The 17,607-nt window shown below is 42.6% G+C and carries 15 protein-coding genes; 10 read left to right on the top strand and 5 right to left on the bottom strand.

All coding sequences use genetic code 11. The annotated features are described in order from the left end of the window. Positions 1-126 precede the first annotated feature (126 nt). From I6G42_RS01655 to adcA, 10 genes are all read left to right on the top strand, one after another. Positions 127-258, top strand: coding sequence for a teichoic acid D-Ala incorporation-associated protein DltX (locus tag I6G42_RS01655; protein ID WP_025168981.1), 132 nt, complete (start codon positions 127-129; stop codon positions 256-258). A gap of 20 nt (positions 259-278) precedes the next feature. After that, a complete protein-coding gene (dltA, locus tag I6G42_RS01650) occupies positions 279-1,829 on the top strand; it encodes a D-alanine--poly(phosphoribitol) ligase subunit DltA (protein ID WP_038804741.1) in 1,551 nt (516 codons plus the stop codon). Continuing rightward, positions 1,826-3,070, top strand: coding sequence for a D-alanyl-lipoteichoic acid biosynthesis protein DltB (gene dltB, locus I6G42_RS01645; protein ID WP_038804740.1), 1,245 nt, complete (start codon positions 1,826-1,828; stop codon positions 3,068-3,070). The genes dltA and dltB overlap by 4 nt, the downstream gene beginning before the upstream one ends. A 13-nt stretch (positions 3,071-3,083) precedes the next feature. After that, positions 3,084-3,323: a D-alanine--poly(phosphoribitol) ligase subunit DltC gene (gene dltC / locus I6G42_RS01640; protein ID WP_000351970.1), complete on the top strand. Its 240-nt coding sequence runs from the start codon at positions 3,084-3,086 to the stop codon at positions 3,321-3,323. Beyond that, positions 3,316-4,584: a D-alanyl-lipoteichoic acid biosynthesis protein DltD gene (gene dltD / locus I6G42_RS01635; RefSeq protein WP_038804739.1), complete on the top strand. Its 1,269-nt coding sequence runs from the start codon at positions 3,316-3,318 to the stop codon at positions 4,582-4,584. The genes dltC and dltD overlap by 8 nt, the downstream gene beginning before the upstream one ends. A 143-nt stretch (positions 4,585-4,727) precedes the next feature. Further along, positions 4,728-6,767 carry a cell surface ecto-5'-nucleotidase Nt5e gene (gene nt5e / locus I6G42_RS01630; RefSeq protein ID WP_038804738.1) on the top strand — a complete coding sequence of 680 codons (2,040 nt, stop codon included), beginning with the start codon at positions 4,728-4,730 and terminating at the stop codon, positions 6,765-6,767. Positions 6,768-6,911: 144 nt separating this feature from the next. Beyond that, entirely contained in the window at positions 6,912-7,352 is a 441-nt protein-coding gene (gene adcR / locus I6G42_RS01625; RefSeq protein WP_001249328.1) for a zinc-dependent transcriptional regulator AdcR, read from the top strand. Beyond that, positions 7,352-8,056, top strand: a complete 705-nt coding sequence (locus I6G42_RS01620) for a metal ABC transporter ATP-binding protein (protein ID WP_001269483.1) — start codon at positions 7,352-7,354, stop codon at positions 8,054-8,056. The genes adcR and I6G42_RS01620 overlap by 1 nt, the downstream gene beginning before the upstream one ends. After that, the gene (locus I6G42_RS01615; RefSeq protein ID WP_000950023.1) at positions 8,049-8,855 is read left to right on the top strand and encodes a metal ABC transporter permease; all 807 of its coding nucleotides are present in this window, start codon (positions 8,049-8,051) and stop codon (positions 8,853-8,855) included. Before I6G42_RS01620 ends, I6G42_RS01615 begins: the two co-directional genes overlap by 8 nt. Positions 8,856-8,864: 9 nt before the next feature. After that, entirely contained in the window at positions 8,865-10,370 is a 1,506-nt protein-coding gene (adcA, locus tag I6G42_RS01610) for a zinc ABC transporter substrate-binding lipoprotein AdcA (protein WP_038804737.1), read from the top strand. A 56-nt stretch (positions 10,371-10,426) separates the two neighbouring features. Here the strand turns inward: adcA and I6G42_RS01605 are convergent, their stop codons facing one another. The 5 genes from I6G42_RS01605 to arcA all read right to left on the bottom strand — a co-directional run bounded on the left by I6G42_RS01605 (position 10,427) and on the right by arcA (position 16,931). After that, positions 10,427-11,755, bottom strand: coding sequence for a dipeptidase (locus tag I6G42_RS01605; protein ID WP_038804735.1), 1,329 nt, complete (start codon positions 11,753-11,755; stop codon positions 10,427-10,429). 22 nt (positions 11,756-11,777) lie between these two features. Beyond that, a complete protein-coding gene (locus I6G42_RS01600; protein ID WP_038804734.1) occupies positions 11,778-13,289 on the bottom strand; it encodes a YfcC family protein in 1,512 nt (503 codons plus the stop codon). A gap of 97 nt (positions 13,290-13,386) precedes the next feature. Continuing rightward, complete coding sequence (arcC, locus tag I6G42_RS01595; protein ID WP_038804733.1) at positions 13,387-14,334, bottom strand: carbamate kinase; 948 nt, start codon at positions 14,332-14,334, stop codon at positions 13,387-13,389. A gap of 293 nt (positions 14,335-14,627) precedes the next feature. Then, entirely contained in the window at positions 14,628-15,644 is a 1,017-nt protein-coding gene (gene argF / locus I6G42_RS01590; RefSeq protein ID WP_038804732.1) for an ornithine carbamoyltransferase, read from the bottom strand. A 57-nt stretch (positions 15,645-15,701) separates the two neighbouring features. Further along, positions 15,702-16,931: an arginine deiminase gene (gene arcA / locus I6G42_RS01585; protein ID WP_000094625.1), complete on the bottom strand. Its 1,230-nt coding sequence runs from the start codon at positions 16,929-16,931 to the stop codon at positions 15,702-15,704. Between the last annotated feature and the right edge of the window lie 676 nt (positions 16,932-17,607).

Below are 17,607 nucleotides of genomic sequence, written 5' to 3'. Positions count from 1 at the left end.
CTTTTGAATTATGGTAAACAGTTGAAAAAAAGGTTGATAAAATGGTAAAATGTTAGGAAGATAAGATAGTAAATGCATAGTTGCATAGCTTTTTTGAAAAATCATAGAAAATTGAACACACTAACTATGGGAAAACACAGAAAATTGTATATGTTTTTGGGACAGACCGTCCTATATTTTGTAATCTTACTTGGTTTGCTTTATTTTTTTAGTTACCTTGGTCAGAGTCAAGGAACCTTTATTTATAATGAGTTCTAGTTTGAAGGAGAAAATGAACCGTGTCTAATAAACCGATAAAAGATATGATCGAAACGATTGAGCACTTTGCTCAAACACAGCCAACATATCCCGTCTACAATGTTTTAGGTCAAGAGCACACTTATGGCGATTTAAAGGCTGATTCGGATAGTTTGGCTGCAGCCATTGATCAGTTGAATTTGCCAGAAAAATCTCCTGTTGTCGTCTATGGTGGCCAGGAATATGAGATGTTGGCTACTTTTGTAGCGCTGACTAAGTCGGGGCATGCCTATATTCCCATTGACAGCCATTCGGCCTTGGAACGAGTTTCTGCTATTGTAGAAGTTGCAGAGCCAAGCTTGATTATTGCCATTTCAGACTTTCCATTAGAGCAGGTTTCTACACCGATTTTGAATCTAGCTCAGGTTCAAGAAGCCTTTGCTCAAGGGACTAGCTATGAGATCACGCATCCAGTCAAGGGCGATGATAACTATTACATCATCTTTACTTCTGGTACGACTGGTAAGCCAAAGGGAGTGCAGATTTCCCATGATAATCTTCTCAGCTTTACCAACTGGATGATTACGGACAAGGAATTTGCGACGCCAAGTCGTCCACAAATGCTGGCTCAACCGCCTTATTCTTTTGACCTATCTGTCATGTACTGGGCACCAACATTGGCACTAGGTGGTACACTTTTTGCGCTTCCGTCTGCTATCACACAGGACTTCAAGCAACTCTTTGCAACTATCTTTTCATTACCCATCGCTATCTGGACTTCAACACCTTCCTTTGCAGATATGGCCATGTTGTCAGAAGACTTTAATAGCGAGAAAATGCCTGGAATCACGCATTTCTACTTTGATGGTGAAGAATTAACGGTCAAAACAGCTCAAAAACTGCGCGAACGTTTCCCAAATGCCCGTATCATCAATGCTTACGGCCCAACAGAAGCGACAGTAGCCCTGTCAGCTGTTGCCGTGACGGACGAGATGTTGTCGACTCTCAAACGCCTACCAATCGGCTATACCAAGGCGGATTCTCCAACCTTTATCATTGATGAGGAAGGTAAGAAACTGCCAAATGGTGAGCAGGGAGAAATCATCGTTTCTGGACCAGCTGTTTCAAAAGGCTATATGAACAATCCTGAAAAAACGGCAGAAGCCTTCTTTGAGTTTGAAGGCCTTCCAGCCTACCACACAGGAGATGTGGGAACCATGACAGATGAGGGCTTGCTTCTCTACGGTGGACGCATGGATTTCCAGATTAAGTTTAATGGTTATCGCATTGAGCTTGAAGATGTCTCTCAAAACCTCAATAAATCTCGCTATATCGAGTCGGCTGTTGCTGTTCCACGTTACAACAAGGATCATAAGGTGCAAAATCTGCTGGCCTATGTCATCCTAAAGGACGGTGTCCGTCAGCAGTTTGAGCGTGATATCGATATTACCAAGGCTATCAAGGAAGATTTAGCAGATATCATGATGTCCTATATGATGCCGTCTAAGTTTCTCTATCGAGACAGTTTGCCACTAACGCCTAATGGTAAAATTGATATTAAGGGCTTGATCAATGAGGTAAACAATAGATGATGGAGCTTTATAAACAGCTACCTCATTTGGAACCTTATGGCAATCTTTATTATTTTTTGTACGTGATTGCTGCGACCTTACCGATATTTATCGGGCTCTTTTTCAAGAAACGCTTTGCCTGGTATGAGGTGCTCGTCAGTCTCTTCTTTATCGTCACCATGTTGGTCGGTGGAAAGACGAATCAAATAAGCGCTCTTATCCTTTATGTTATCTGGCAAGTACTGCTTGTATTTTTCTACAAAGGGTACAGGAAACGACGGGATAGTAAATGGATATTTTACCTGGTTAGCTTTTTATCTCTATTGCCAATCGTCTTTGTGAAAGTATCTCCCGCTATTCATGGCCCCCAGTCTTTGTTTGGCTTTTTAGGGATTTCTTACTTGACCTTTCGTGCAGTTGGGGTTATCGTTGAGCTGAGAGATGGTGTCATCAAGGATGTAACGATCTGGCAATTCTTGCGTTTTCTTCTCTTTATGCCGACCTTCTCAAGTGGTCCCATTGATCGTTTTAAACGCTTCAATGAAAATTATGAAACCATTCCTGAGAGGAGTGAGCTGATGGATATGCTAGAAGAGGCTGTCAAGTATATTATGCTTGGCTTCCTTTACAAGTTTATCTTGGCTCATATTTTAGGAGAGACATTATTGCCTCCGCTGAAAAATTTGGCCTTGCAGACAGGTGGTTTCTTTAATCATTATGCTTTGGCGGTGATGTATACCTTTGGTTTAGAATTGTTCTTTGACTTTGCGGGCTACTCTATGTTTGCTTTAGCCATCTCCAATTTGATGGGTATTCATAGTCCTATCAACTTTAATAAGCCCTTTCTGTCTAGGGATTTAAAAGAGTTTTGGAATCGCTGGCACATGAGTCTGTCTTTCTGGTTCCGTGACTTTGTCTTTATGCGGATGGTTATGGTGTTGACCAGAAAGAAGGTCTTTAAAAATCGCAATGTGACCTCAAGTGTCGCCTATATTATAAATATGCTGATTATGGGATTTTGGCACGGTGTGACCTGGTACTACATCGCCTATGGGCTTTTTCATGGAATTGGACTGGTCATCAATGATGCTTGGCTTCGTAAGAAAAAAGCGCTCAACAAAGAACGGAAAAAAGCTGGGAAGGACTCTTTACCTGAGAATCGCTGGATTCAGTTGTTTGGCATGGTTGTCACCTTCCATGTCGTGATGGTTTCATTCTTAATCTTTTCGGGATTTTTGAATGATTTGTGGTTTAAAAAATAAAAGGATATAAAAAATGGATATCAAATCAGAAGTTATTGAAATTATTGATGAGTTGTTTATGGAAGATGTTTCTGACATGATGGATGAAGATCTTTTTGACGCTGGTGTCTTGGATAGTATGGGAACGGTTGAATTGATTGTTGAGATTGAAAACCGTTTTGACATTCGTGTTCCAGTGACAGAGTTCGGTCGTGATGACTGGAATACAGCTAATAAAATTGTAGAAGGTATTGCGGAGTTAAAGAATGCTTAAACGCTTGTGGCTGATCTTCGGGCCTATCTTCATCGCTGGATTTTTGGTTCTTCTACTCATCTTTTTTTATCCAAGTACAACAAGCCATAATCTGACGGAGGAGAAGTACTCTGCAGCTTCCATCAGTAGAGAAAGTTTTAAAGAGAGAAGTCAAAAAGTGAGGGCGCTAACGGATCCCAATATGCGTTTTGTCCCTTTTCTAGGGTCAAGTGAATGGATTCGATTTGATAGTGTCCATCCAGCTGTTTTAGCAGAAAAATACAATCGTCCCTATCGCCCTTACTTTATGGGTCAGGCAGGAGCGGCCTCGCTTAATCAATATTTCGGTTTGCAGCAGATTCTGCCAGAAATTGAGGAAAAGCAGGCGGTGTTTGTCATCTCTCCTCAGTGGTTTACAGAGACGGATTACGAGCCAGCAGCGTTTCAGAGATTCTTTAATAGCGACCAGTTGACAGCTTTTTTAGAAAATCAATCTGGGGACATCTCGGCTAAGCATGCTGCGACGCGTTTGTTGAAGCAGAACCCGAGTGTGGCATTGAAAGGCATCCTTCAAAAGCTTTCAAAAGGAGAGGACTTGTCAGATGCTGATCGACTTATCATCAACGTCTTTGCACGATTCAATGAAAAGCAGTCCTCTCTTTTTGGTCAATTTTCCATTCGGGGGAAACTCAAGTACAAAGAACATGTAGAAAACTATTTAAAAGATCTTCCTGATCAGTTTTCCTATGACGCTTTAGAAGAAATTGCCCGTAAGGATGCAGAGGCAAATACGACCAATAACGATATGGGGATGGAGAATCATTTCTACACGTATGAGGTCAAAAAAGACTTAAAAAAATGGGAAGGGTATCAAAAAAATTATAACTTCCTAAAGTCCTCTGAATACAATGATTTGCAGCTGGTTCTCAATCAATTTGCCAAATCAAAAGTCAATGTACTCTTTGTTATCCAGCCCGTCAACAAGAAATGGATGGAATACACAGAACTCAGTGAAGAAATGTATCAACATGCAGTGGAGAAAATTCGTTACCAGCTAGAAAGTCAAGGCTTTACCAACATTGCTGACTTTTCAAAAAACGGAGGAGAACCTTACTTTATCAAGGATACTATCCACTTAGGTTGGTTGGGCTGGTTGGCTTTTGATAAGGTTGTGAATCCCTTCTTGACGGATCCAAAACCAGCCCCAGACTACAAGATGAATGACCGTTTCTTTAGTAAGGACTGGGCGACCTATGATGGAAATATCAAAGATTTCCAATAAATCGATTAAAAAAACTTGAACTGTTTTGTTCAGGTTTTTTTGGTTAAATAACGAATGTTTTATATAAAAACCAGTCAAAAGTTTTATTTTTTCTAGAAATATCGTATAATATAAAGGAAAAAAGAAAAGAAAAGGATTTCAAAATGAATAAACGTTCTTTGTTACCTGTCTTGTCGACAGCCCTGTTAGCTCCAGCCTTCTTAGCTGGACAAGTATACGCTGAAGAAGCAACAACTCCTGCAGAAAGTTCAGCTGTTATAGCGACTCCAGCTCCTGTTGAGAGCCCTGCGGTACCGGAAACTTCGGCAACTTCAGAAGCAGTTGCACCTGCAGAAGCTCCGTCAGCTCCTGTTGAATCTACTAAAAACGAAGAAAAGGATACCGTTATCTTACACACCAATGATGTCCATGGTCGTATTGTAGAGGAAAAGGGAGTAATTGGAGATGCCAAGTTAGCGACTGTCATTGAGCAGGAGCGTGCGAAATCAAATCAAAATACTCTAGTTGTTGACGCGGGAGACGCTTTCCAAGGTTTACCGATTTCCAACTCTACGAAGGGTGAAGCGCGTGCTGAAATTCTCAATCAGATGCAGTATGATGCCATGGCAGTAGGAAACCATGAGTTTGACTTTGGTCTTGATGAAGTAAAAAAATACAAGGAAATCTTGAAATTCCCATTACTTAGCTCAAATACTTATGTCAATGGAGCTCGTCTTTTTGAAGCTTCTACAATCGTTGATAAAGATAAGACTGTGGAAGGTGATGAGTTTGTTGTAATCGGTGTGACGACACCTGAAACTGCTACAAAAACCCACCCTAAAAACATTAAAGGGGTAACTTTTACAGATCCAATCTCTGAAGTCAATAAGGTCATCGAAGAAGTTCAAGCCAAGGCTCGTGCAGAAGGTAAGGACTACAAACACTATGTTGTGCTCGCTCACTTGGGTGTAGATACCACAACTCCAGTCGAGTGGCGTGGTTCAACCTTGGCAGAAGCTCTCTCTAAAAATCCTCGTCTCAAAGGCAAACGTGTGACAGTTATTGATGGGCATTCTCACACAGTAGCTTCCACAACTTATGGCGACAATGTTACCTATAACCAAACAGGAAGTTACCTTCATAATGTTGGGAAGGTTATCTACAAATCACGTCAGCTTTTGGGTAATCCTACATTGATTGCAGCTGCTGATGCTAAAAAATTACCAGCTAATCCTACAGTTGAAAAACTGGTCAAAGACATTAAACAAAAATACGATGCTGAAAATGCGGTTGAGATTGTCTCAAACAGCCCTGTAGAACTCAACGGTGATCGTGAAAATGTTCGGGTCCGTGAAACCAACCTCGGAAACGTCGTAGCAGACTCCCTCTATCAGTATGGTCAAACAGGATTTAGCCATCCGACAGACATCGCTGTGACAAATGGTGGTGGCTTGCGTGAAACCATTGCAAAAGGCAAACCAATCACTAAAGGAAATGTCATTGCCGTTCTTCCGTTTGGAAATACCATCTCACAAATCCAAGTGACTGGGCAACAAGTCTTGGATATGTTTGAAAAGTCACTCGGCTCTATCTTGCAGGTCGATAAGGATGGCAAGAAGGTCTTGGATGAGAACGGGCAACCATTGTTAGAGCCAAGTGGGGGCTTCTTACAAGTTTCAGGTGTGAAGGTCTACTATGATACCAACCTACCATCAGGCAAACGTGTCTTGGCTATCCAGGTTAAAAACCGTGCGACTGGTCGTTATGATCTTCTAGACCTCGCAAAAACCTACTATCTTGCAACCAATGATTTCTTAGCTGCAGGTGGTGATGGCTACACTATGTTGGGTGGCGCGCGTGAAGAAGGCCCATCTATGGATGCAGCCTTTGAAGAGTATCTGAAAACCGCTGATTTGACCCAGTATGAAAAGATCAATCCGAACTCACGGACGATTTCTGTGGATTCTACAACTTTTAGTCTGCCGGTAGAAACGCCTCAAACGAATGCGGCTGCTAATGATGCGACTACAAATGTGCCACTGACTTATGAGGTGGCAGGTCAATTTAGCAAGAAAGCAGTTGTCTCAGAAAAAGCCCTCCCAAATACAGGAAGCGAACAGTCCATCTTCTTGCTCTTGATGGGAATGGTAGCTGGTTTGGCAGGTTATCTTATCGAGTCGAAAACCAAAGCAAAAATAGGTTAAATTTTACATCTAGAAGAGTCTAGGGAAACGTTTTTACGCCTTTTTCCCTTGACTCTTTTTTGGTTTATGATATAATTAACCAGTAAAGAATCGGTAGCTATCTAAGTTTTTTTACGGAAAAGATAGCTAGGGAAGGAGTAACACATGAGACAGCTTGCACAGGAAATCGATAACTTTTTAAACGAGGTGATCTTGAGATCGGAGAACCAGCATGAAATTCTGATTGGGCATTGCACGAGTGACGTTGCCTTGACCAATACTCAGGAACACATCCTCATGCTCTTGTCAGAAGAATCCTTAACCAACTCGGAGTTGGCCCGTCGCCTCAATGTCAGTCAGGCGGCAGTGACCAAGGCTATCAAGTCTTTGGTCAAAGAGGGTATGTTAGAGACATCCAGAGATCCAAAGGATGCGCGCGTGATCTTTTATCAACTGACAGAGCTAGCTCGACCGGTGGCAGAGGAACACCACCATCATCATGAACACACTCTCTTAGCCTATGAACAAGTAGCAAGTCAGTTTACTCCAAATGAACAAGAAGTTATCCAGCGGTTTTTAACTGCTTTAGTAGGAGAAATTAAATAATGCGGTATATTACAGTAGAGGACTTGTCTTTCTATTATGACAAGGAACCTGTCCTCGAGCACATCAACTATAGTGTTGATAGTGGGGAGTTTGTCACCCTGACTGGTGAAAATGGGGCTGCCAAGACAACGCTTATCAAGGCGAGCCTAGGCATCTTGCAACCAAGATTTGGCAAGGTAACCATCTCAAAGACAAATACTCATGGGAAAAAACTTAGGATAGCCTATCTTCCCCAGCAGATAGCTAGTTTTAATGCTGGCTTTCCAAGTACGGTTTATGAATTTGTCAAGTCGGGTCGCTATCCGCGAAAGGGCTGGTTCCGTCGCTTGAATGCTCATGATGAGGAACATATCAAGGCCAGTCTAGACTCAGTTGGTATGTGGGAACACCGTGACAAACGAATTGGTTCCCTTTCGGGAGGGCAAAAGCAACGAGCAGTGATTGCTCGGATGTTTGCTTCTGACCCAGATATCTTCGTCTTGGATGAGCCGACGACAGGGATGGATGCTGGAAGCAAAAATGAATTTTACGAACTCATGCACCATAGTGCCCACCATCATGGTAAGGCTGTTTTGATGATTACCCATGACCCTGAGGAAGTCAAGGACTATGCGGATCGCAATATTCATCTAGTTCGTAACCAAGATTCGCCATGGCGTTGTTTCAACGTTCACGAAAGCGACCAGGAGGTGGAACATGCTTAGTTTGTTATCATATGACTTTATGCAGCGAGCCTTCTTGGCAGTTATTGCCATGAGTCTCTTTTCTCCAGTTCTTGGGACCTTCCTTATCTTACGTCGTCAGAGCCTCATGAGCGACACCCTCAGTCACGTTTCTCTGTCAGGGGTTGCCTTTGGTCTGGTTTTGGGAATTTCTCCAACTATTTCAACCATTGCCATTGTCTTGATCGCTGCGGTCTTTCTAGAGTATCTCCGGACAGTCTATAAGAACTTTATGGAAATCGGGACTGCCATCCTCATGTCTACAGGGCTTGCAGTCTCCCTTATCGTCATGAGTAAGGGGAAAAGTTCTAGTTCCATGAGTTTGGACCAATATCTCTTTGGTTCGATTGTGACCATTAGCCAGGAGCAGGTGATTTTCCTCTTTGCCATTGCTGCGGTCGTTTTACTCTTGACTTTCTTATTCTTGCGACCAATGTATATCCTGACCTTTGATGAGGACACGGCCTTTGTGGATGGCTTGCCCGTTCGTACCATGTCTATCCTCTTTAACATGGTGACAGGGGTGGCCATTGCCCTTATGATTCCAGCTGCAGGAGCTCTTCTGGTATCGACCATTATGGTCTTGCCAGCTAGTATTGCCCTTCGTCTGGGGAAAAACTTTAAATCCGTTATGTTACTAGCCAGCGCTATTGGCTTTTTGGGAATGGTGGCAGGTCTCTATATTTCCTACTATGCGGAAACACCTGCCAGCGCTAGTATCACCATTATCTTTGTAGCTGTCTTTTTGTTAGTCAGTCTACTGAAACGTTTTATCAAATAGGAGAATGAAATGAAAAAAATTAGCTTACTATTAGCTAGTCTATGTGCCCTGTTTTTAGTGGCTTGTTCCAATCAAAAACAGGCAGATGGGAAACTCAATATCGTGACAACCTTTTACCCTGTCTACGAATTTACCAAACAAGTCGCAGGAGATACTGCTAATGTAGAACTTCTAATCGGTGCTGGTACGGAACCCCATGAGTATGAACCGTCTGCCAAGGCAGTTGCCAAAATCCAAGACGCAGATACCTTTGTCTATGAAAATGAAAATATGGAAACTTGGGTTCCAAAATTGTTAGAATCCTTGGATAAGAAAAAAGTGAAAACTATCAAGGCGACAGGTGATATGCTTCTCTTGCCAGGTGGTGAGGAAGAAGAGGAAGGGCATGATCATGGCGGTGAGGGTCACCATCACGACTACGATCCCCACGTTTGGCTTTCACCAGCACGCGCCATCAAACTGGTAGAGCATATCCGTGACAGCTTGTCAGCAGATTATCCTGATAAAAAAGAGACTTTTGAGAAGAATGCGGCTGCCTATATCGAAAAATTGCAAGCCTTGGACAAGGCCTACACAGATGGCTTGTCTCAAGCCAAACAAAAGAGCTTTGTGACCCAGCACGCTGCCTTTAACTACCTTGCCTTGGACTACGGTCTCAAGCAAGTATCCATCTCAGGTCTCTCACCAGATGCAGAACCATCAGCAGCACGTTTGGCAGAATTGACAGAGTATATTAAGAAAAACAAGATTTCTTATATCTACTTTGAAGAAAATGCCTCACAAGCCCTCGCCAATACACTCTCAAAAGAAACAGGCGTCAAACTAGACGTGCTCAATCCGCTAGAAAGTCTGACAGAAGAAGCAACCAAGGCCGGTGAGGACTATATCTCCGTGATGGAGAAAAACCTCAAGGCTTTGAAACAAACAACAGACCAAGAAGGACCAGAAATCGAGCCAGAGAAGGAAGAAAATACCCAGACAGTTCACAATGGTTACTTTGAGGATGCTGACGTCAAGGACCGCACCTTGAGTGACTATACTGGTAACTGGCAGTCAGTTTATCCTTTCCTTGAGGATGGAACCTTCGATCAAGTCTTTGATTACAAGGCTAAGTTGACTGGTAAGATGACTAAGAATGAGTACAAGGCCTACTATAGAAAAGGTTATCAGACAGATGTGACTAAGATCAACATTACTGATAACACTATGGAATTTGTTCAAGGTGGCCAAAGCAAGAAATTCACCTACAAGTATGTCGGCAAGAAAATCTTGACTTATAAGAAAGGCAATCGTGGTGTGCGCTTCCTCTTTGAAGCGACAGATGCGGATGCTGGACAGTTCAAGTATGTTCAGTTTAGTGACCACAATATCGCCCCAGTTAAAGCAGAACATTTCCATATCTTCTTTGGAGGCACCAGCCAAGAAGCTCTCTTTGAAGAGATGGACAACTGGCCAACCTACTACCCAGATAACCTATCTGGTCAAGAAATCGCCCAAGAAATGTTGGCGCATTGATGTAAGAGAAAATCCCGCAAATCTGCGGGATTTTTTTGGTAGAAACGATTATCTGGTTAGGTTGCGAGACGGTAAACCGCCTCTGCGTAGATGTCCATAGCGCGATATAGATCGTCTAGGACAGCTGCTTCATTTGCCTGATGCTCAGTTTGTTGTGCTCCTGGGAAAAGAGCGCCAAAGGCTACACAGTTTGGCATGGTGCGGGCAAAGGTAGCACCACCTGATGAAAGAGGAGGAGTTTTATCTCCGGTTTTTTCTTGGTAGACTTGCATAAGGGTAGTAACAAGTTGGCTATCTCTTGCGACATAGAGGGGTGCTAGATAGTCAAATTCTTGGTAGTCAAGTTGGTAGTCTTTGGCGCACTGGGTGAGCTGTGCCACCAGTTTCTCCTTATCTGCTAGCACAGGTATGCGTATATCGATCCGAATCTCGGAGCGATCGGGATTGATGGTCAACCCTGCAACATTAAAGGAAAGGGAACCAGACGGTTCATCAGCAACTTCTCCAAAGATTCCAAGCCCTCTACCATCTTGCCCTGCTTTGTCGGCTAGAAAATGGAGGGCAGGGTGGGGTTGGAGAGGCGCGAGCACACTAGCAAGTCGAATGACTGCATTGACACCTTGACTAGCATCTTTGGCGTGTTTAGGTACCCCGAGTACGGTCACGGTTTGGTCTGTGGTTTGGTGATCAAAATTTGCTTCCTTCAAACCTCTACAAACCGCTTCATAAAGAGGACCTTGGTAACTTGCCTTATCTGGTACGACATTAAAGGCACCTCCGACATCGAGCTTGAGATGATCAGAACCGGGGCCATGAAGCTTGACTTGAAGGAGCCCCTTTTCAGCGTATGTCAAAGGAAATGACGAATCTGGTGCAAATCCCATGCTGGCTTGTTCTTCGAGGGCGTTGTAGCGTGCCATACATCTCCAAAGAGTTTCTTCATCCGTACCAAAGATAAAACGCACGCGCTTCTTAAATTGGATGCCTTGGTCAAGCAAGCTTTTCACTGCGTAGAGAGCTGCGAGTGAAGGACCTTTGTCGTCTTGTGCCCCTCGTCCATAGAGTTTGCCTTCTCTGATAGTTGCTTCAAATGGAGGAGATTGCCAATCTGACAAATCTCCTGCAGGCACAACATCTAAGTGGCAGAGGATGGCAAGGAGTTCTCCCTCACCAACCTCTGCATAACCATAATAGCCCTTGGGATCAATATAAGTTTTAAAGCCAAGTTCACGGCAGATTTCCAGCGTCTTTTCTAGAACGTCTTGAATAGCTTGTCCAAAAGGTGTCCCATTTTCCCCTTCTTGGAGGACAGATGGGTAGGAGATGAGAGTCTTTAGACTCTGTATAAAGCTCTGTTTAATGGAGTCAGTGATGTAGACGGTCATTCGTTTTACCTCACACTTTGTTCTAAAGGAATGGTAGGAAGGTACCTAGGATAAGAAGAAGTATGCTTACAATGACAATAACGACAATGAGTTTAGTAACAAATTTCCACCAAGTTCCTAGACTGATACGGCCGAGCGCGAGAGCCCCCATAACGATACCAGAAGTTGGAGCGACAAGGTTTAGTACACCAGATGCAGATTGATAGGCAGTGATGATGAGACTAGGTTTTACGTTAACGAACTCACCAAGTGGTGCCATGATTCCCATTGTAGCACTAGCAAGTCCAGATGAAGATGGGATAAGGAATGACATAGGAAGGTAGAAGAGGTAGGTCAAAACGATGAAGACCTGAGAAGAGAGACCTTGAAGTCCGACTTCACCCCAGTGTAGAATAGTTGCAGTAATCATACCGTCGTTCATGATAACTTGGATACCACGAGCTACTGCACAAATCAAGGCTACGGTGAGAAGATCTGCTGCACCAGCCATAAAGGTAGAGATAATCTTGCTTTCCTTGAGACCGTAAACAACACCAATAAGAATACCCATCACAGCAAAGAGCATTGCACCTTCTGGGAAGTACCAGCTACCGAATGGTAGAGCAGATGAACCGATAGCTCCGCCAATAACAGGGAGACCAATCAACCAATTCTTGAAATCTTCAAATATAGTGATATGCAAGTCTACCCAAGGGATAAAGCTGGCGATCATGATGATGAAAGTCAAGATGAACAAGGCAAGAACATGTTTTTGTTTCTTGTTCAAGACAGATGGAGCATTTTCGTTATCAGTGACATTGAAGTGTTTAAGGTCTTCTTCACGTTGAGAATAAACAAGTGATTTTGTAGGATCTTTTTGAATCTTTTCCGCATAGCGGTAAACAAAGTATGTGCTAATACCTGTCATAACAAACCAGAAGATGATACGAAGGATAACCCCGTCCATAGATGACACACCTGCGGTATCAGAAGCAATAACAGTAGCAAAGGGATTGAGAGTAGAGGCAAGACAGCCAACTTGAGAACCTAGTAGGATGATGGCAACGGCAGTAATGCTATCAAAACCAACAGCCATCATAACAGGAACAAGGAGTGGATAAAATGCCATGGTTTCTTCACCCATACCATAAGTTGTTCCTCCAAGCGCAAAGAGGGGCATGAGGATGAGGATCAGCATTTTTTCGCGTCCTTTGTATTTCTTAACAATAGAGGCAATACCAACATCTAATGTGCCTGTCGCATTGACGACACCTAGAAATCCTCCAACCATGAGGATGAAGAAGGCTACGTCAATAGCGGCTTTAGTTGGTTCGTGACCGAGCATCGCCCGAATCGGAGCCATTAGGATATCGTAAATCCCTTGGGGATTAGATTCAACAGTTTGATAGGTACCTGCAATGAGGTCACCTGCTTCGTTCGTGTCATACTTACCTGCTGGAATGATCCAAGTTAAGATTGCCATGATGGCAATAATAATGATCAAAACAGTGTAAGATGAAGGCATTTGGAACCTTTTTTTTGTTTTTTCACTCATTTGTTTTTCCTCCTAAACTATGCCACAAAGTATAAAAACGAATGATGTTGGTTTACCTGAGTACTCCTAGTTAGAGCTTGTACTTGGGTTAAAATGGCTAGTCTTTAACAATAATTGTTCCGCTTTCGGACTCGATCAAGGCGCCTAGATTGCTGAGGGAAGTGATAACAGCCTTGCCTTCTGGGCGGTTGGTTACAAAATCGATAGTAGCTTCGACTTTTGGTAGCATGCTACCTGGTGCGAATTGTCCTTGCTTGATGTATTCTTTTAGTTGACTGACAGTAACGTGTTCAAGTTTTTCTTGGTCTGGTTTATTGTAGTTGACATAAACATAATCTACGCCAGTAAGGACGATAAAGAGGTCAGCTTCGACGAGTTCTGCTAGTCGTTGAGACGCAAAGTCTTTATCAATAACGGCTTCGACTCCACTTAAGTAACCGTTTTCATTTTTGACAACAGGGATACCTCCTCCACCTGCTGCGATGACAACTTGACCATTATCAAGCAAGGTGCGGATGCTGTTGATTTCTTTGATGTCGATTGGTTTTGGTGAAGCTACTACTTTACGCCAGCCACGACCAGCATCTTCTTTGAAGGTTGCTCCTGTTTTTTCGCTCTCAGCTTTAGCATCCTCTTCTGAGTAGAATGGACCGATTGGTTTGGTAGGATTGATAAAGGCAGGGTCCGCTTTGTCTACTATAACTTGGGTAACAACAGAAGCGACATTTTTATCAAGCCCTACATCGAGTAATGCGTTATCAAGAGCACATTGTAGCCAAAAACCGATACTACCTTCGGTCATGGCAACCAAAGAATCAAGTGGGAAGGCAGGATTTTTTTCCGAATCTGCCATCAAGTGTTGAAGCAAGAGATTACCCACCTGAGGACCATTTCCGTGAGTGATGATCAGTTCATCTCCGTTTTGAATCAACTTGACCAGATGACGAGCTGTTTCTACCAGAGCAGCTTGTTGAGCTTGGGCAGATGGATCAGTGGAGAGGATGGCATTTCCGCCTAAAGCAACGACGATTTTTCTATGAGACATGAGCTCTCCTTTCTTTAATATGGTAAACCTGACAGAACTCTAAGAGCTACAGGCAGGTATGATGATAAAATATGAAGTGGAGGTAGCGTCTTTTCAAAAGACAAATTAGTCATTACTACTAGTAAAAGGGGTTGAACGCATAGCCGACGTTTATCAGAATGAGACTAGGAAGCAGGAAGATGACAAGAGTAAGGTGGCAAATTTGTCAAAGAGGATCCGTGCTTTCTTTCGCTAGAACTGATAAGCTATCATAGCTTTCGTCTCAACCCCTGTGTTGTGTATACGAGTAAGTTTTATACTTTAGGAATGTAGAGATTTCCAAGAGTAGCGGCCATAACAGCTTTGATAGTGTGCATACGGTTTTCTGCTTGGTCAAAGTGACGAGCATACTTGCTGCGGAAGACTTCGTCTGTTACTTCCATTTCTTCTACGCCAAATTTTTCAGCAACATCTTTACCGTAAACAGTGTGAGTGTCGTGGAATGCGGGTAAACAGTGCAAGAAGATCAAGTTTTCGTTGCCTGCTTTTTTCACTAAGTCCATATTGACTTGGTAAGGTTTCAAAAGTGCAACGCGTTCTGCGAATTTGTCTTCTTCACCCATAGATACCCAAACGTCTGTGTAAAGAACGTCTGCGCCTTTAACTGCTTCGTCAGCATCTTCAGTGATGAGAACATGTGCACCACTTTCTTTAGCAAATCCTTCAGCCAATTCAACGATTTCTTTTTCTGGGAAGAGTTCTTTTGGTGAGAAGATGTGAACGTTAACACCAAGGATAGCACCTGTTACCAGCAAGCTGTTGGCAACGTTGTTACGTCCATCACCACAGTATACCAATGTCAAGCCTTCCAAACGACCAAAGTTTTCTTGAACTGTCAAATAGTCAGCGAGCATTTGAGTTGGGTGCCATTCGTCAGTTAGACCATTCCATACTGGAACACCTGAGAATTCTGCCAATTCTTCAACCATACATTGGCTGAAGCCGCGGAATTCAATCCCGTCAAACATACGACCCAAAACTTTTGCAGTATCTTCAGTAGATTCTTTTTTACCTAACTGAATGTCATTTGCTCCGAGGTATTCTGGATGAGCACCAAGGTCAATAGCTGCAGTTGTAAAGGCTGCACGTGTACGAGTAGAAGTTTTTTCAAACAGGAGAGCGATATTTTTACCAGCAAGGTAGTGGTGTTGGATATTGCGTTTTTTCAAATCCTTCAAGTGAGCTGAAAGACCGATAAGGTATTCTAACTCTGCGCGAGTAAAGTCTTTTTCTGCTAAGAAGCTACGTCCTTGGAATACTGAATGTGTCATTCTATTATTTCCTCTTTCTATTTTTTACATTTTTTATTGACAAATACTGAACAGCGATTATACTTCTTCACGTTCAAATGGCATAGACATACAACGAGGTCCACCACGGCCCCGAACCAATTCGCTTCCGCGAATCTTAATCAAGCGAAGCCCGTATTCTTCTAGGATCTTATTGGTAATGGTATTGCGAGCATAAACGACGACTACACCAGGTGCGATTGTCAAAGTGTTGGAGCCATCATTCCATTGTTCACGCGCAGCTGCTACGATATTGCCACCACCGCAACGGATCAAATGAACTTTTTCTACGCCGAGGTTCTTTGCAAGAAGTTCAGCTAAGTCACCTTTTTCTTCAACAATCTTGAGTTTTTCATCTTCATAAGTGACAGAGTACACACGAAGATCACCTTCGATTTCTGGGTGAATTGTGAACTTGTCATAGTCAACCATGGTGAAGACAGTATCCAAGTGCATGAATTTACGGTTGTTAGCAAATTCAAATGCCAATACTTTCTTGAAGCCAACATTTTTCTTGAAGATGTTCACCAAGAGTTTTTCAATCGAAGCTGCGTCTGTACGTTGAGAAATACCTACTGCGAGAACGTCTTTAGAAAGAACGAGCTCATCTCCACCTTCAATACGAGTATCTTCTTCACGGTTGTAGACCAATTCTACTTTTCCACCATAGATTGGATGGTGTTTGAAAATGTATTTACCATAAAGAGTTTCACGGTTACGAGTATCTGCATACATGTGGTTAAGCGATACGGCATTACCAATAGTTGCAAATGGGTCGCGAGTGAAGTAGAGGTTTGGCATTGGGTCGATAGCAAATGGATAGTCTGACTCAACCAAGTCAGTTAAGCCTTTTGCTTCTTCAGGAATTTCCGGCAATTCAACTTTTTGAACCCCTGCCATAGTTTTTTCAACCAATTCCTGATTGTCCTTGATACCGTGAAGCAATTCACGAATAGCCGCCTTGGTTTGACGACCACGGATGTTGGCTTCGTCTAAATATTCCTCGATAAATTGATCGCGGATTTCTGGGGAAGTCAATGATTCAGCAGCCAATTGCTCTAGGTAAAGGACCTCAATTCCTTCATCACGAAGAGCTTGAGCAAATGCGTCATGTTCTTTTTGAGCATCTTCCAAGAATGGAATGTCATCAAAAAGAAGCCTTTCGAGATAGTCCGGCAACAAGTTTTCCAACTCTTTGCCTGGACGGTGCAACATAACTTTTTTCAGTTTCCCAATTTCTGAGAATACCTGAATTGGATGTGAAGACATGTGTTTTCCTCCTTAAAAATTTTTACGATGGCACCTTTTTGGTACCGCTTACATTTACGTTATATCATATTCTCAGAGGCGTGTCAATAGTAAAAAATGACTAAAAATTCGGACAAAACAAGGTTTTAGTAGTATTTTATGTTATTATACGATGGCAAAAGGAATTAGAGGAAATAAATGTATAAACTTCTACTAAAAAGAATATAATATTTTTTGAAAAAATTATGCTAAATTTCACATTTTAAGAAGAAATGTCCAGATTTTAATTCAGTTCTGACGAGGAATTGAGAGGAGCAGTGATTGAAAGTCGCTTAGAAAGTTATATGAAATCTATCTGAAAGCCTTTCTTTTGAATGGCATAAAATGTATATTGTACAAATTATAGAATTTTTTCTGAGTATTTAGGAAGACAGCCTAGTCTTATTGACGGTACCTAGATTTTTTGTTATAGTCAACGAGGTAACAACTAGGAAGAAGGGTTTATTCACAAGTTGTGGATAAGTCTGGGGAGAGCAGGACATTCAGCTAATATCCTAGAGGGTTCTTGATAATAGTACCGGCAACTAGTAACTGGCCAGCTTTCTAGTAGAAATCCTAGTGCAGTGGGGATTTGAGCAGAGTTTGCTGAAGGTGATAGGTTCAAAGTCAAAGAGATGGAGTCTAGAAAAGCTAGTTT

This window comes from Streptococcus oralis, from assembly GCF_016028255.1.
Taxonomy (GTDB): Bacteria; Bacillota; Bacilli; order Lactobacillales; family Streptococcaceae; genus Streptococcus; species Streptococcus oralis_AC.
This window is presented reverse-complemented; position numbering and strand designations above follow the sequence as displayed.

What these genes read in the sequence shown, in the direction of transcription:
- I6G42_RS01655 (WP_025168981.1), top strand. Translation starts at nt 127, where the DNA reads ATGGGAAAACACAGAAAATTGTATATGTTTTTGGGACAGACCGTCCTA.
- dltB (WP_038804740.1), top strand. Translation starts at nt 1,826, where the DNA reads ATGATGGAGCTTTATAAACAGCTACCTCATTTGGAACCTTATGGCAAT.
- dltC (WP_000351970.1), top strand. Translation starts at nt 3,084, where the DNA reads ATGGATATCAAATCAGAAGTTATTGAAATTATTGATGAGTTGTTTATG.
- dltD (WP_038804739.1), top strand. Translation starts at nt 3,316, where the DNA reads ATGCTTAAACGCTTGTGGCTGATCTTCGGGCCTATCTTCATCGCTGGA.
- nt5e (WP_038804738.1), top strand. Translation starts at nt 4,728, where the DNA reads ATGAATAAACGTTCTTTGTTACCTGTCTTGTCGACAGCCCTGTTAGCT.
- adcR (WP_001249328.1), top strand. Translation starts at nt 6,912, where the DNA reads ATGAGACAGCTTGCACAGGAAATCGATAACTTTTTAAACGAGGTGATC.
- I6G42_RS01620 (WP_001269483.1), top strand. Translation starts at nt 7,352, where the DNA reads ATGCGGTATATTACAGTAGAGGACTTGTCTTTCTATTATGACAAGGAA.
- I6G42_RS01615 (WP_000950023.1), top strand. Translation starts at nt 8,049, where the DNA reads ATGCTTAGTTTGTTATCATATGACTTTATGCAGCGAGCCTTCTTGGCA.
- adcA (WP_038804737.1), top strand. Translation starts at nt 8,865, where the DNA reads ATGAAAAAAATTAGCTTACTATTAGCTAGTCTATGTGCCCTGTTTTTA.
- I6G42_RS01605 (WP_038804735.1), bottom strand. Translation starts at nt 11,755, where the DNA reads ATGACCGTCTACATCACTGACTCCATTAAACAGAGCTTTATACAGAGT.
- I6G42_RS01600 (WP_038804734.1), bottom strand. Translation starts at nt 13,289, where the DNA reads ATGAGTGAAAAAACAAAAAAAAGGTTCCAAATGCCTTCATCTTACACT.
- arcC (WP_038804733.1), bottom strand. Translation starts at nt 14,334, where the DNA reads ATGTCTCATAGAAAAATCGTCGTTGCTTTAGGCGGAAATGCCATCCTC.
- argF (WP_038804732.1), bottom strand. Translation starts at nt 15,644, where the DNA reads ATGACACATTCAGTATTCCAAGGACGTAGCTTCTTAGCAGAAAAAGAC.
- arcA (WP_000094625.1), bottom strand. Translation starts at nt 16,931, where the DNA reads ATGTCTTCACATCCAATTCAGGTATTCTCAGAAATTGGGAAACTGAAA.